Raw genomic sequence first — 15,210 nt, forward strand, 5'->3', positions numbered from 1 at the left:
CGCGAGCCGCTATGGGGGATAAGCCCGAGAAGGTCACACCGCCAGAACTGTTGGACCGCGCTGAACAGCTGTGGGCCAAGCGGTTCCGCGGTGTGTCGCTGGCCGCTGAAATCAGCGTCAGGGACAGCGATGCCGCGAAGGTGGCGCGTTGCCTCGGCTGGGCGTATCGGAAGCGGTTGCGGGACGGCGGTGATGCCACGCGGATATTCACCCGCTGGCCGGCGGGCACCGTGGTCGGGATGACGAGTGTCGCGGCTCGGAGCTACCAGCAGGGCACCTACTGGCCGCAGCTGTGGGATGCCGTCGGTCATGTCGGTGACCCAGGCGACCAAAAGGCTTGGGGCAGTGGCTTCCTCGCCGCACTGGACCGGCTCGGGATGCCGGACTTCGCGTGGATGCCGCTTCGCTATGTGGGTCCGATCCTGATGCACGCGGGCATGCCCAGCGGCTGCCTGACGGACTACTTCCAGTTGCTGTTGCGGAGACGGAAGAAAGATCCCCACCTGACGGCCGACGAATTCCTGGCATGGGTTCTGACACCGGGGCGCGAACTCTACGAGTTGGACAAGCCTGCGCAGCGGTTCCTGAAACACGGCAGTGTGTTCGCCGCCGACTTCGTGGACCGCAGCTTCGACCTGCTCGACAGGCTCGCCGACCCGGCTCCGGACCTCGACGGCGTGGGCCTGCCCGCACGGGTGACGACGACGGCGCAGGACCTGGTGACATCCGGGGCGCTTGTGCCGGAGCCGCGGACAGGGGACGGGCGGAGCGGGTGGCGGAAGCGGGAGATGCCGCGGCTCGCGCTGGATCCGTTCGGACAGGGAGTCACAGTGGTGCTTCCCGCGACCGACAGCCCAGACGGCGACATCCAGTGGCTCGTCACCATCGACGGGGTATCGAATACCGTTCGCAGCCAGGCCCACTGGGCAGGGGGCACAGAAATACAGCCGGCTGCGCGATTCCCACTGATCCGCCCGGCGCGAACGGTGGCGGTATCGCTCCTGGGCTGGGAACATGCCGTGGAACTCGATGTGGTCGACGCCAAGGCCCCACTGCTCGTGTTCACCGAGGACGGTCGGCGCCTACCCGCATCCGCGCCCCTGCCGCCGGATGTGGTGTGGCTGCTGTATCCGGACCAGTATGGACTCAGCATCGAGGGTGCAGCGCCAACGCTCATCCACGGGCGGCTCCCTTTGGGCTGGGCAGGGTGGCGATTGCATCAGGTCGACCTGGCCGACGCCAAGTCGATCGGTCTTACTGAGATGCCCGGCATGCATCGGACAGTGCGCGGGCACAGCCATCCCCGGATCGTTACCGGCGAGCCGGTTCTCGGCGTCACCACTCCGTACGGCACTCCTGTTCTCGCCCAACCGCCCTCGGTGTGGTTGCCCGGAATCCCTGAAGCCGAAACGAGTTGGACCATCGAGGTGCGCCCGGCCAGGGACGACACGTCCGCGGTGTCGCGTGCCGTCACCGTATTCTCGGAATCGCAGGACATCACTGACCTGTGGGACCAATGGCCTCGTCCGGTGCTCGGTTCGTTCGAGCTCACGGTGCGGGGGCCGTTGGGGCGTGGCATACGTCGCACAGTATTCATCGCCGAGGGCCTTTCGGCGCGGTATACACCTCCGGTGCGAACCTTCGGGCCATCGGGGCTGGTGAAAGCTCATGCGGAGGTAGTCGCGGCGATCGGGGCGCGAGTGACGCCGCACACATTGCGGCTGGCGGCGGAAGAAGCAAGCGGGGCCATCCAGTACGCCACCGCGCACGAGACTGCGACTGCGACGCTCATGGTGACGCCTCCGCATGTGCTTGTGATGCATGAAGCAGCGGACCGGGTGTCGGAATGGCGTTCCGGGCCAATGACTCTCGCCTCGGACCTGTTCACGGAGGAACCGGGGGCACTTTTGGTACAGGTACCCGGGGCGACGACATTGGCTCCCCTTCACGTCGTCGTCGGCGATGCGTCTATCCAGCTGGTGCCGTTCACCGGACGAATCCGAGAAGGAACGGCTCGATTCGACCTCACTCGGATCAAGGACACAGTCTCGGAACATCAACGGGCAGAGTTGTTCCTGGAGCTGGGCAGCCCCCTGCAAGTGGCGATAATCCGACCTCGTCGGCTCGCCGCAGCGATTCGCCGAGACGGTGACGAGCTCGAACTCGTTGACGGCGCATGCGTTGATGGCCTAACCGCCGGCGTCTACGCGTCGACGGCACCGTGGCGGGAGCCGGAGGTCGTTCCGGTTGAACACGGACGGATCACGTTGTCGGACAATCTGCGCGATGCCGGGCCGCTGGCAGTGCTGTTGCAAATCGACGACCCATGGGTGCCGGTCGAGTGGCCGCGGTGGCCGGAGTCGGCCCACATGGTAGGAGCCGAGGGCCACCTGGTTAGCGCCGATCCCGAGGAAGCCGCGCTGGCGGCGTTCGTGGCGATGGAGTCCGATTTTCCCGACGATGTCGCCGACCTGTCGAAAGTGTGGACGCTGGTTCTGCTGGACGAGCGGCTGCGGTCGGCGATGTCCATTCAGCGGTTTCGCCTGGCTTGCTCACGACCCCTACTGCGCCGACCAAGGCATGCAATGGAGGCACTGGTCGGCTTGCGAGTGAATCCCGACCAGGTGATTATTGCGTTGATCACGTCCGGGATCGCGGCTGCCATGGTGCACGAACGGGATTCGGTGCGGACGATGTGGGCCGTCGCCCCTGCCGTAGCCGTGCTGGCGAGCGATTTCACTGATCCGGTGTGCCGCGAAGCCGTCGAACGGCAGTGTGGTGACTCGGCGGCCGCGATTCTGGAGACGGGAACCGACCCCCATGCCGTCGTCGGCGGATTCGGAGCGAGCGAAGATGCCATGGCAGCGCTGACCTCGGGTCAGGCACGCGGCATCATCCAGGCCGCTGGCGTAGTGCCTGGCGCACTTCTCGACAAGGACACTCGAGCCGATGCCGCACGACTGGTGTTCTTCACACGCGAATCCGACGGCGCGGCACGTGTGGGCAAATCCGTCGAGACCGTTATCGACGCAGCCCTTACAGCTCTGCCGGATCCTCGCGCACATGCGCAGGTTCAGGCCAGATGTCATCCGCGGATGCCCGGCGGGTGGCAGAACATCCCAGCCGCATCGGCCGCGTTCGCCCTGCTCGCCCGGAGCGCGGCTCGCGGCGATGCCCGATGCCGAGTCGCCGAACAGAACCTGCGGCCGATGTGGATCGAAATGGCCCGATTCGCACCCGAACTCGTCACCCTCGACCTTATCCGCGCCGAGCTCCTGCTTCACCACATCGCGACGGAGGCTCCAGCATGACCGACTCCCTTGATCCCCTTGCCACCAGCGGGCTTGTCGTCGACTCCTACCGCCGGTACTTGCGGTCGCTGCTGCCGGTGCGCGACCCACAGATCGCCAAAGCCCTGGCGGACGAGATCACCGCCAGCCCGATGCTCACCAAGGGCCCGATCCTCGAGGCGACACCGCCCTACGCCACCGGTAGCACCCTTGCAGGACTGATCGGAGATGGTGTTCTCGATTCCTCGTTCCGGCGACTGGCCGGACCGGCGTTGCCACTCGACCGGCCGCTGTACAAGCATCAGGAGCAGGCGCTACGTAAGGCCGCGGCGGGCCGGAACCTGGTCGTCGCCACCGGCACCGGCTCAGGCAAGACCGAGAGCTTCCTGCTGCCGATCCTCGCTTCGCTCATGTCTGAACATGCTCGCGGCGAACTCGGGCCGGGGGTACGAGCACTGCTGTTGTATCCCATGAACGCATTGGCCAACGATCAGCTCAAGAGACTCCGTCAGCTGCTGGCCGACGTGCCGGAGATCACCTTCGGGCGCTACACCGGCGACACACCCGAATATGCACGGGATGCCGCCGAGAAGTTCGAACTGCTTAATCCGGGCGAGTCGCGGTTGCCGAATGAACTGCTCAGCCGGGACGAGATGCGCGCGGAGCCGCCGCACCTGCTGCTGACCAACTATGCGATGCTCGAGTACCTGCTGCTGCGGCCAGCCGATATCGAACTGTTCGAGGGCCGCGCCTGGCGGTTCATCGCATTGGACGAAGCACACGTATACGACGGGGCCAAAGCCGCCGAATTGGCAATGCTGTTGCGTAGGCTGCACGAGCGGGTGGCAAGCGGGCGCGAATTGCAATGCATCGCGACCAGCGCCACCGTGGGTGACGATCCGACAGCCGTGGTGGATTTCGCCGAGAAACTGTTCAATGTGCCGTTCGAGTGGCACCCCACCGACGCATCCCGGCAGGACCTGGTCACCGCTACCCGACAGAACATGCCCAGTGGACAATTTTGGGGTCCACTGGACGGAGGCGACTACCGAAAGCTGGCTCAGGCGCAGGACATCGACGTCGAGGTCCTGCAGCTCGCAACCGATCGGGGATTCGCTTCCGACGACCCCGGATTCGCGCTCGCACACGAGCAGACCATGGCCGGGTTACGCTCCCGGCTGGCCGCGCACCCGGTGCCCTTCGGACGGCTGGCCGACATGTACTTCGGCGATGATCCCGCACCCGCCACCGCGCTGGCCGCCGCAGTGGCGGTCGGTGCGGCGGTACGAAACCGATCCGGTGCGCCGGTGATGTCCGCGCGGTACCACCTGTTCACTCGCGCTACCGAGGGCGCGTTCACCTGTCTCAGCTCGCAACCCCACGTGTCGCTCGGCCGACATGAGGAGTGCACGTCATGCCACCTCAAAATGTTCGAATTCGGGGCGTGCAAACAGTGCGGTGCGGTCCATCTGACCGGGGCGATCAGCGGCGGCGTGTTCTCTCCGCGAGTGAGCCGCGAGGACCGGCGGGTATGGATGCTGCTCGGCGACTCGCCGGTGCTCGTCGACGAGGACGACGCCGGGTTCGAGGATCTGCCGGATGTCACTGGTGAGGCGCGATACCTGTGCATCACGTGCGGTGCGCTCGGACCGGTCCGAGCGAGTTGCGGGCACGACAACTGCCGGGCGACGGAATTCCGGCCGGTGCTCAAACTCAATCTGACCGGTGAATCCCCTTCGGGATGCGCCGCCTGCGGTGCCCGTGGTGCCGCGACCATCCGCCAATTCGAAAGCGGCAGCGACGCGGCGGCGGCCGTGCTCGCGACCGCGCTGTATCAATCGCTCCCCCCGGCTACCGACGACGCGGTCGGCGATCGCCCAGGCGAGGGTCGGAAGCTGTTGACCTTCAGCGACTCCCGCCAGGCCGCCGCGTTCTTCGCGCCATATCTCGAGTCCAGCTACTCGACCATCCAGCGTCGCCGACTGATTCTCGAAGGCATGCAAGCGGCGGTGCGTCGCGATGAGTCTGCTCGCATCGACGACGTCGTGTACCACGTTGCCAAGGCCGCTGACACCGCTCACGTATTCCAGCGGCGCGACTCCCGCCAACAGCGCGAACGTGTCACCTCCCTGTGGATCATGCAGGAATTGGTCACGCTCGATGACAGGCTGTCGCTCGAGGGGCTCGGGCTGATGCGAGTGAACTTGGATCGTGACCCGCAATGGAAGGTGCCGTCCGCGCTCACGGCGATGGGGCTGAGCGCCGATGAGTCCTGGGATCTGCTCTCGGAGCTGTTGCGCACGCTGCGCAGGCAGGGCGCTGTGAAGATGCCCGACGAAGTCGATCCGCGTGACGAGGCATTCGATCCGCGGCGCGGTCCGATCTACGTCCGCGAAGACGGTGCCGAGCCCGCCCGAAAGGTGTTGAGCTGGTTGCCGACTCGTGGAGTGAACCGCCGCCTGGATTACATGCGCAGGGTACTGTCGGCACTCGGTTCTGCGGCCGATCCGACCGATGTGTTGCGCGGCTGCTGGAAACTGATCACCGCTCAACGCGATAGTTGGCTGACCGCCGACAATGTTCGTAGCTTGGGCGTCGTCCGGCAATTGGACAGCTCCTGGTTTCGGCTCGAACCCGTGACGTCGCCGGTCTACCGATGCAGACAATGCCGCCGCATCGCCGCCGTCTCGGTTCGCGGCGTATGCCCCACGATGGGATGCATCGGCGCACTCGAAACATTCATGGTTCCGTCGGTCAACGAGGACGATCAGCATTACCGCCAGCTGTTTCGGTCCATGATCCCGGTGCCGATGACCGCTCGCGAACACACCGCACAGTGGACCAGCGAGGAAGCAGCCGACATCCAACAGCAGTTCGTACGCGGCGACGTGAATGTGCTGTCCTGCTCTACCACATTCGAATTGGGCGTGGACGTCGGAGAACTGCAGTCGGTGGTATTGCGAAACATGCCGCCCACCACCGCGAACTACGTACAGCGAGCCGGACGAGCCGGACGGCGTACGGACTCCGCTGCGCTTGTGGTCACCTATGCGCAGCGGCGTTCCCACGACCTGACCCGCTACAGCGATCCGGTGTCCATGATCGCCGGTGAGGTCCGCGCACCGTACGTACCGTTGGGTAATGAGCGAATAGACCGTCGGCACGCACACTCGATCGCATTGGCGGCGTATTTCCGTGCAGCGAAAGAAGGCACTGGTGAAACTTGGTCGACGGCCGGTGATTTCTTCCTCGGCGACCCAGCCCCGGCATCCCATGTGCGAGCGTTCCTGACCCCCGTCCCACCGGGCGTGCAGGCTTCGCTGAAGCAAGTGCTGCCCACCGAGGTACAGGGGGAAATAGGAGTCGACACCGGAGAGTGGGTAGCGCATCTGGTCGGGATACTGGACGCCATCAAAGACCAGTTGTCCAATGACGTCGCAGTTTTCGAGGAGAAGAGGCAACGAGCCTACGACGAACGCAAAGACCATCTGATCAACAGATTCGCCAAGACCATCAACACGCTGACGAAACGGAATCTGATCGGATACTTGGCGAATCACAACGTGCTACCCAAATACGGCTTTCCCGTCGACACTGTCGAGCTGCGAACTTCCTATTCCGACTCACCGGTCGGTGCCAAGCTCGAATTGACTCGCGACCTATCGGCCGCCATCTACGAGTACGCCCCCGGCGCCGAAGTCGTCGCGGGCGGTGTGCAATGGACATCCGGCGGCGTGTACCGACTGCCTGATCGGGAACTGGTCGGCAAATCGTACTTCGTTTGCGAAGGGTGCCAACACTTCTGGGAGGACGACGAGATACCGAGCCCGACCTGCCCTGCCTGCTCGACGTTCCAGACTCGAGTCCCCCGGCAGTACGTCATCCCCGAATTCGGGTTTGTTGCCCAGTCCAGCCCTGCCCGGACGAGCGGTACGCCCCCGAAGCGGAGCTGGAACGGCGCGACACACGTGCTTTCACTCGCCGCCGAGGAGCTCACCGAGCACAGCTGGCTCGGAGCGAATGGAGGTGAAATCCACAGTCGCGCAGGATCGCGAGGCCGCCTGATCGCCGTATCCGAGGGCCATGGAGGCAGTGGATTCCTGATTTGCGATTGGTGCGGCGCCGGAACGACTCCGGGCCTGCAGAAGAAGTCCAAGAGCAAGTCGCATACCCATCTGCTCAAGGGCACCGAGTGCACTGGACCGATGCGATGGCGTTCACTGGCGCATGCGTACGAAACTGATCTGCTAGATCTGAGTTTCAACTTCGCTGCGATGCCGGTACATGCCATCACCGCGCACTGGAGGTCGGTGCTGTACGCGCTGCTCGAGGGTGCGGCTGAGCGGCTCGAGCTGTCGCGAGACGACATCGACGGTACGCTGTATCAGCGTCCCGGCGGCCGAACCGGCATCGTTCTCTACGACGCGGTCCCCGGAGGGGCCGGCAGCGTACTGCGAATCGCCAACAACCTCGATCGAGTATTCGCGGCGGCCCTCGACCGTGTGTCGAACTGCGACTGCGGTGAGGAGACTTCCTGCTACGGCTGCCTGCGCAGCTTCGGCAACCAGCAATACCATGACCAACTCGGCCGCAGAGCTGCTGTAGACGTGCTGCGGCCTCTGGTCGGGCTCACTACCCGAGATCGACTCGTGCAGTGAGGGTTCAGAAAATCGAAGGGTAGAGCCCATCGCTGAGGGGCGACGTCGGGTTCCAATGCATAAGGTGCCGAATGTCAGCCGTTCGCTGCCCGGAGTTCCGTTGCCAGCACACTGAAGTACTGCTGTTCACGCCAAAGGCGCCGGTTGCCGATCACGTAGAACCGACGTCTCGCGCGGGACACCGCGACGTTGAGGAGATTGGGTTTCGCGGAGGCCCACGCCCTGGCCCCGCCCTTTTCGGGTGGGGTCCCCAACACCAGGATCACGACGTCGGCTTCCTGACCTTGAACGGTGTGGACGGTCCCGACGTTTCGCTCTGCGAAATCGCGGTCGACGACTTGCCGGGCAATGGATTTCGCGCCGCGCACGACGTCCCGAAACGGGCTGACTACGCGGATGTCATTGGGCGCGACAGCCATGCCGTTCGTCAGCATGTCCAGCAGGTTACGTAGTTGTTCGCCTTCGGCGGGAATCCAGTTGCCATCGGCGCGATTCGATGGGATATCGAACCACGTATTTTCGCCGACGAATTGGCCACGGTCCGGGGTGCCGTAGATCATGAGGTCGCCGCCGTAGGCGATGCGGTTGGACACCTCGAACATGGGGCGGTCGCAGCGTCGGTGTACTCGGAGTGGCGAACCGACCCAGATCGCGGTGTCGCCGTTGGGGTCTGCCAGTGCGGTGCCGTGCCGGGCAAGTCGGTCCGCGACTCGCTGCGCGGAGGTGAAGTCCGGCGTCCACTCTTCATCCAAGCGGTGATGCCGCAGCAGCGCCTGCTGCGCCGGAAACGGGAGTGTGACAATTGGTTCCAGCTGCTGTGGGTCTCCGACGATGGCCGCGCGGCGGGCACGCCAAATCCCGCCGGCGACCTGCTGTGGTGTGGCTTGGCCGGCTTCATCGACAAACAGCCAGCCGAGTGCCTCGCTATGGAGGTCCTTGAACAGGCGCGGGAGAGAGGCGAATGTTGTCGAGACCATCGGCACGACCAAGAACAGCGTTTGCCAAGCAGCGACAATGGTTTCGGGCTTCGGTGTGGTCTTGACTTGGTTGCGAATCAGCGAGGTGGCTACCGCCAGATTGCCACGCATCTGGGATGCCGTATTGAGCGTGAATGCCTTGTGCAGTGTCAACGCTTCGAGGAAAAGACGGTGCCGCGCCGCGGTGAACTCCTTGTCGGCCCAGGCATTACAGAGCTGAAACTGTTGCTCGTCGGCTAGGTTCTCGCCGAATGGCACAGTCCCGGGCCACCGCTGGCGTGCCTGCTCGATCAGCGCGGAAACGGCTGTCTGGGCAGCGACTGCATCGAGGTGTTCTTCGACGCGCCGTTGCCCCAACTCGGCAGCTTCCTGGTAATGCCGGTAGGCGATTCGCGCTGCTGCGATCTGATTGTCGAGTTGTTGTTTCGCCGAATCGCGGGCGGCAACAAGCTGTTTGCTTCGTGTGCTCCATTCTCGGCCGGCGCGGAACCACGTCGACAGTGAAACCCAGAATCCGGGCTTGCGCTGGTCGTGATCAGTGAGGATTGCAGCAGCCTGCCGATATTCAGCATCGGCGGCACGGCAGCGTTCTTGCGCCGTGCGGTGCTGCTCGCCCCAGTGCTCGTGTTGCTCATTCGCGGACAGGATGTCGGCCCAAGCAGATCGGATTACTCCGTCGAGGCGAGCCAGTTCGGCAATGGCGTTTGCTACGGACTGCCGCTCCTCTGCGAGTTGACGAACTTCCTGCTGGGCGCGCTTGAACGACCTCACGGTCGCAGCCCAGTCCGGGACCGTTGCGGGTTCTGCGCTTGCCCGCGTCAACGTATCCTTCATACCGATGTTCTGGGGTGTGGCTCGGTTAGCGTCAGTCTCGTTTGCTGTCTGCGGGGCGACGGGCTGATCTCGCGAGTCGTTCCCAAACCAGAATCTGCCGACGAAGTCCCGCCGATTCGTCATCTTCCCCAAGACAGCGGTGATCAGACCCCACGCCTCACCATCGAGAACTAGCGATGCCAGGTCGGTGAAGTAGTCGACCGCCACGGCTTCGTCTTGTGCTCCCGAAACCGCGGTGACGGCAGGTATTTCCGCCGTCACATTGGTCGCCGCGTCATTACTCGCAGTGGCGACGACGACCTCGAAGCCGGTCAAAGTGGGAAGTAACTCGTAGACCGCTGGCTTGTAGTTGTTTTCCCCCACCTGGACGACCTCGATCTTGCGGGTGAACGCGGCGGCGGGGCGATCCAATTCCGCGAGTTGGGTCGCGCGTTCTACAACGATTGCGGCGAGTGCATCGCGCAGCATTGTGGTCTTGCCGGTGCCAGGTGGTCCATTGACCGCGAAAACCCCTTTGCTATCGCGGAGTTCGGCCATCAATTGATTCACCGCGAACTGTTGGCTCAGCACCAGTGGTCGCCGCACATCGCCCGGCCATCGTCCTGTGGGAAAGCGAAGTGGTGAGACTCCGGCCACCACTGTTTCAGGTCGGGTCCTTACATCGACACGGCGTTGGGCAGGGATCTCGCGGAGATCAGAAAGATAGCCGCGCAGCGCGTCGCCGACATCGCCCTGTTGTACGGCCGTCTCCACCCGTGCCAAGTCATTGGCGATGAAACTGTTCAGGAAGTCTTGATCGGACGCTTCCCCGGCGTAGCGTTCTCGAACCTGGACGCATTTCACTCGCAGTCCGTCGATGCCGAGTGCATCCTTGATGCCCAACGCGGAGGCGAGCTCATTTATGAAGTCGTGTAGATCGCCGCTGGTCAGATCCAAGTTCGGCACGGTGGACTCGTCGCCGTTTGCTGGTGTTGCGCCATTGGCGGGCCGCCGTGTCAACATTCGCTCGGCGAAGGTGCCGGCTACCGTGCCAGCGATCCCGCCAAGAACTGGTCCACCCAGTGCGGTCGCCGCTGCGGTCGCGGCGACCGTGGCCGCCGATCCTGCTCCTTTGACAATTGCCTCTGCACCGGCTGCGCGCGCTTGCCGTCCCACGCCCGCGGCGGCCCGCGATAATGCGGACTGTCGCAGCTCTTCCCGGGCGGAACCAACCTTGGGGGGCGCCATCTTGTTGAGCCCCGTAATGAAACCGCGGTGGTCGTCTTCGAATCCGTCGAGCCATGAGTTGTCATGTGGTCCGGGCGACCGAAGGCGGCTGATCGCCCATGCGCATGCCGATAGGATCGGCGAGTTCTCCACAATGCGCCCCTGTGCGTCCAAGGTGAACGCGAACATAGCGGTGGCACCGGCGGGCCGTCCATCTGGTGGACACCTGTCGGCACCGAATACTCGGATCAGTTCATCGCGTGCACGGCTGACGTCGTATACACCGCCGTAGACGGTGAACTGCCATGTCATCCCTGCGGGCAATCGGTCGCGCCACAGTGGATGATCCCGGTCCCACGGCGCGATCTGATTGGCCGCTACGTCCATGACGAGCGGGCTGGAAGGGCGATTGGACCGACTCGTCAGGTCGGGGACGTCCTGTGGGCTGAACATCTCGACTGCTCGCCAGAACCGGACCAACTGCGCGGCCTGTTTTGTCCCACCCATAGTTGCTTCCCCCATCCACTACCGCTCGAGACAGCGAGGACTTGATCAACAGTACGCTGGTTCGAGTTCGGCGACGCCGAAAACGTCAGAGTCCCTACGGAATACGGCGTGCGGGACCGGGACGTAGCCACTGCCAGCTTCAGTCGTTGATGAACTCCTGCGCGGCAGTGAAATTCGAGTCGTCGATCCCGATCAGTGCATCGACGAACTCTTGTCCGACATCCAGTGGCGCCGACGCGGAGAACGAACCGTCGGTCAACATCGCCGCGGGTGCGGACAACCGTCGTGTCGACAGCAGCCGCTGCGCGGTCTGCTGTACGTCCGCTGCTACCCGCGACTGCCATGGAGTCAGGGCTGTTGCGAAGTCGATTGAGACAGTGATGATCTGCTCGGCGGGCGACTCGCGAACAGTGATCCGGCTGCCGTTTGCGGTGACACCCGATTGCACCTCCTCCATCGGCGCCGGGCGAGAACTCACCTCGCCGCACATGGGATGATTCCGCTTCGGTATTCCGCGCGGCAGCACAACCGTGGGAGGGCCGTCCAATACCTCGGGTCCCAGCTCGAATGCTTTCTGGGCCCGCAGAGAGACAGTCGCCGATACTGCCGACGCGGTGAGCACTGCACGCGCTGCCGTCACCCAGCCACGAGTAGTGAAATGGTCTACAGCAGGTAGGAATTTCTCGCTCATCGCGGGTGACAATTGCCCGATTCGGTCCTCATCGATCCGGACCTCCACGATTCGTTTCGTGGTCCGTGCACTCGACTGCTCGATCGCGACAAGGGAGACGATCACTGGGCGGTCTCCGCCATCGGTGTGGTAGCACGTCAATACATCCGCGTGGTCAGCTGTCTTCAGTACCTGTACCGCGCTACCTTCCGGCAGCAGCGTGTATGCCACTGCAGGTGGATCGTTCAGCGGGACGATAGCTTCAGGGCTCGACACATAGAGGTGGAAGCTCGTACTGAGTCTGCGCTGCTCGCGGCCGTGTTCGTCCCAGTCCGAATACTCTCGCGCCCAGATTCGACCCGCCGCCACCGGCACGTATCCGAGTTCTATTAGTTCCAACAGCGGTCGGTGATAACGGATCGCGTCCTGCCGGGGCAAATACCCCACCGTACGGTTCCCGAAACGGACACCGACCGCGTTCCGGTCATGTGGATTCTCCGGTTCGGGAATCAGCTCGACCATACGAGAGGTCTCGGTGCCGCGAGGATCGAAATCGTCACCGAGCATCCCGATGAAGTTCGGAACATAGGCGTGGATCCCGACGACCTCTTGCGCGGCCCAACCTCTGCTCGCGGTCCACAGCTGGTATACCGGGCGACCGGTCGTCATCGGATTCATTCGTTGCTCCGGGTGTTCATGGTGCCGTACGGATCCTGGCGAAATCCTATGTCGTGATTGAAGACTCGCGATGGAAACCGGAGTTCTGGGTCGGGGCGAAACTTGGTTGCAGTTCGACAGACACGGCGTCGTTGTATCGGCTGTCAATGCGCATCCGCCGTACTCCGGGTCGTCTGTGTACGACCCTGCCAGCCAGGCACTGAACGCCACGCCACGGATTGGCAGATACGGGCTGGCCGATCACAGGAAACGCGACGTCAGCGGTTCGAGATCGTGCTGGACTTCCTTGTTCTAGGACGGGAGTGAGCTCAGTGTCGCCGACACCGTGGCGCACTCGGCGCCGGTGCCTGCATCGCTGCGGCGCGCGCCGTCATTGGGCGTTATCGCAGCAGTCGGGCATCCGTCTCCGCCGGTCGCTGACCCGATGGCGAGCAGGCCTGCATACGCCCGATCTCGCAGGCCTCCCCGTCCGGGCAGGCGGCGCGGCGATTGGCCCAATCCCGAGACCCGGTGCGGGAGACTTCCCGTTACCCGGTGCGGGGTGGTGACGGCGTCACCACCCCGAAGATCACAGCGGCAAAAGGCGTGGTGACTATGTCACCAGAGAGGTGGTAGCTTGGTGACTCGTAACGTACTGAAAAGTTCTGAAAGGTCTGTTGAGGCCCAATATTTGGGTTAGCTCAGGCTATTGACCAGCCGAATCGTGAAGTGCCGGACCAGGGTTCGAATCCCGTCATCCGCCCCACGAAAACACCAGGTCAGTAGCGTGAGCTACCCTGGCGTATACGTGTGTGTCACGACCTGTGTCACCACGGGCCCCTTCGTCGTAGGATCTACGCCGCCCGCTATTTGTCGGATCCGGACTATCGGCGCAGGATCGCTCGCCGGCTCAACAGGGGCGAGTCGCTCCACGCCCTCAAACGCTACCTGCTCGACGCCCACGAGGGCATGATCCGGGCACGGCACCTCGAGGACCAAGCCGAACAAATGTGGTGCCTGACCCTCGCCGCGAATGCGGTAATCGCCTGGACGACAGAATATTTCGGTCTCGCGGTGGAGCAGATGCGCCGCGAAGGCCGCCGGGTGGACGACGAGGTGCTGGCACATGTGTCCCCGGCTCACTCGGAGAACATCAACTTCTTCGGCGCGATCGAGGTCGACATCGACGCCGAGTTGGCGCAGCTCGGGCCGACCGGCTATCGGCCTCTCCGAATGCGCGACACACTATTCTGATATCCCGACGGTCACGGTCTTGTTCGACGTCGGTTTCGAACCGAGCGCTATGCGGCAATTGCCGCACTCCGGTCCGGTGCCCAGGGGTCCCCGGGGGCCGGCGCCGAGTAGGGCCCGGGTGCTCGGACGTTGTTCGGCGGTCTGAGTTCACGGTGGTTGTCGGCGTGCGCGGCGCCGTCGTTGCAGACCGGGGTGCACTCCGGGAGGCAGGTCCGCGTGGGCGGCGATGCGTTGAAGTAGCGGAAGGAGCTGAGCCCGCTCGGTCTCGTCGAGTGGGGCGAGGATTTCCGATTCCAGTGCGTCGGCCTCGGATTGGATCGCCCCGAGCACCTCGCGTGCGTGGTCGGTGAGGTGGACCGCGTGTGCGCGCCGGTCGGCCGGATGTGGTCGCCGGGTGACCAGTGCGCGTTCCTCCAGCTCGTCGACCAGTCCGACCATCGCATTGCGGTGCACCCGCAGCAGATCCGCGAGTTCCTGCTGACTGCGGCCATCCGCGGCGGCCAGCTGAGTGAGGACCGCGAAGTGGGCCGGGTCCAGATCCAATCGCGCCAGCTGCTCGGTGAGCCGGTACGACACGTGGAAACCGATCTGTGAGAACAGGAATGCCCCGCGCGAGTCCAGCGGCCGGTTCGTCATGACTCCCACATTAGCAACTCAACATTATTGCTATCTAACAGTATTGACATTTAGTGCGATTGTCATTTAGCGTGACAATATGACGAACCCCAGCACCCCCTCCGTCCCTGACACCGACGCCCCGGTCACGGTGATCAACACGATGTCGGTACCCGCGGCACAGCGGGACCTGTTCCTGCAGCGCTGGCGCGACAGCGCCCAGTACATGGCGGCCGCGGCCGGTTTCCGCCGAACCCGGATGTTCCAGGCGGCCGGTGAGGCGGCCGAGGCGGTCTTCGTCAACGTCGGGGATTGGGACAGCGGCACCGCCCTGCGCAACGCCCTCGGCACTGCGGAATGGCGTGAGTTGACGCTGCGGATCCAGAACGATCTCGACCTCACCGCACGACCGATGATCTACCATCTCGCCCTCGAGCTGGGCCCCGGCGACGTGCTGTCCCAGTGACAGCTGACCGGTAGCGCAAAGACTCAACGCCCGGCCGACTCGCACGAGAGCGCAGCCGGCCGGGCACTACCCCTCG

General features: G+C 64.0%; 6 protein-coding genes and 1 pseudogene. 4 read left to right on the forward strand and 3 right to left on the reverse strand.

The genetic code is table 11. The features are described 5' to 3' along the window. Positions 1 to 11 precede the first annotated feature (11 nt). Positions 12 to 3,311: a hypothetical protein gene (locus ACFYOW_RS13000; protein WP_387287345.1), complete on the forward strand. Its 3,300-nt coding sequence runs from the start codon at positions 12 to 14 to the stop codon at positions 3,309 to 3,311. Continuing rightward, positions 3,308 to 7,948, forward strand: coding sequence for a DEAD/DEAH box helicase (locus tag ACFYOW_RS13005; RefSeq protein WP_387287346.1), 4,641 nt, complete (start codon positions 3,308 to 3,310; stop codon positions 7,946 to 7,948). Before ACFYOW_RS13000 ends, ACFYOW_RS13005 begins: the two co-directional genes overlap by 4 nt. A 74-nt stretch (positions 7,949 to 8,022) precedes the next feature. Here the strand turns inward: ACFYOW_RS13005 and ACFYOW_RS13010 are convergent, their stop codons facing one another. Then, positions 8,023 to 11,472, reverse strand: coding sequence for a DEAD/DEAH box helicase (locus tag ACFYOW_RS13010; protein WP_387287348.1), 3,450 nt, complete (start codon positions 11,470 to 11,472; stop codon positions 8,023 to 8,025). Between the two features lie 139 nt (positions 11,473 to 11,611). Continuing rightward, positions 11,612 to 12,820: a hypothetical protein gene (locus ACFYOW_RS13015; protein WP_387287350.1), complete on the reverse strand. Its 1,209-nt coding sequence runs from the start codon at positions 12,818 to 12,820 to the stop codon at positions 11,612 to 11,614. Between the two features lie 801 nt (positions 12,821 to 13,621). Between ACFYOW_RS13015 and ACFYOW_RS13020 the strand changes: the two are divergent. Continuing rightward, positions 13,622 to 14,053 (forward strand): annotated as a pseudogene (locus ACFYOW_RS13020) (Tn3 family transposase); the annotation flags it as partial. Positions 14,054 to 14,200: 147 nt separating this feature from the next. Here the strand turns inward: ACFYOW_RS13020 and ACFYOW_RS13025 are convergent. Continuing rightward, positions 14,201 to 14,689 carry a MarR family winged helix-turn-helix transcriptional regulator gene (locus ACFYOW_RS13025; RefSeq protein WP_387287352.1) on the reverse strand — a complete coding sequence of 163 codons (489 nt, stop codon included), beginning with the start codon at positions 14,687 to 14,689 and terminating at the stop codon, positions 14,201 to 14,203. Between the two features lie 79 nt (positions 14,690 to 14,768). On the opposite strand from ACFYOW_RS13025, the gene ACFYOW_RS13030 reads away from it, so the two are divergent. Continuing rightward, complete coding sequence (locus ACFYOW_RS13030; RefSeq protein ID WP_387287354.1) at positions 14,769 to 15,134, forward strand: antibiotic biosynthesis monooxygenase family protein; 366 nt, start codon at positions 14,769 to 14,771, stop codon at positions 15,132 to 15,134. The last annotated feature ends 76 nt before the right edge of the window (positions 15,135 to 15,210 follow it).

Origin of the sequence: Nocardia sp. NPDC006982 (assembly GCF_042869435.1) — a bacterium.
Lineage (GTDB): Bacteria > Actinomycetota > Actinomycetes > Mycobacteriales > Mycobacteriaceae > Nocardia.

What these genes read in the sequence shown, in the direction of transcription:
- ACFYOW_RS13015 (WP_387287350.1), bottom strand. Translation starts at nt 12,820, where the DNA reads ATGAATCCGATGACGACCGGTCGCCCGGTATACCAGCTGTGGACCGCG.
- ACFYOW_RS13005 (WP_387287346.1), top strand. Translation starts at nt 3,308, where the DNA reads ATGACCGACTCCCTTGATCCCCTTGCCACCAGCGGGCTTGTCGTCGAC.
- ACFYOW_RS13025 (WP_387287352.1), bottom strand. Translation starts at nt 14,689, where the DNA reads ATGACGAACCGGCCGCTGGACTCGCGCGGGGCATTCCTGTTCTCACAG.
- ACFYOW_RS13000 (WP_387287345.1), top strand. Translation starts at nt 12, where the DNA reads ATGGGGGATAAGCCCGAGAAGGTCACACCGCCAGAACTGTTGGACCGC.
- ACFYOW_RS13030 (WP_387287354.1), top strand. Translation starts at nt 14,769, where the DNA reads ATGACGAACCCCAGCACCCCCTCCGTCCCTGACACCGACGCCCCGGTC.
- ACFYOW_RS13010 (WP_387287348.1), bottom strand. Translation starts at nt 11,472, where the DNA reads ATGGGTGGGACAAAACAGGCCGCGCAGTTGGTCCGGTTCTGGCGAGCA.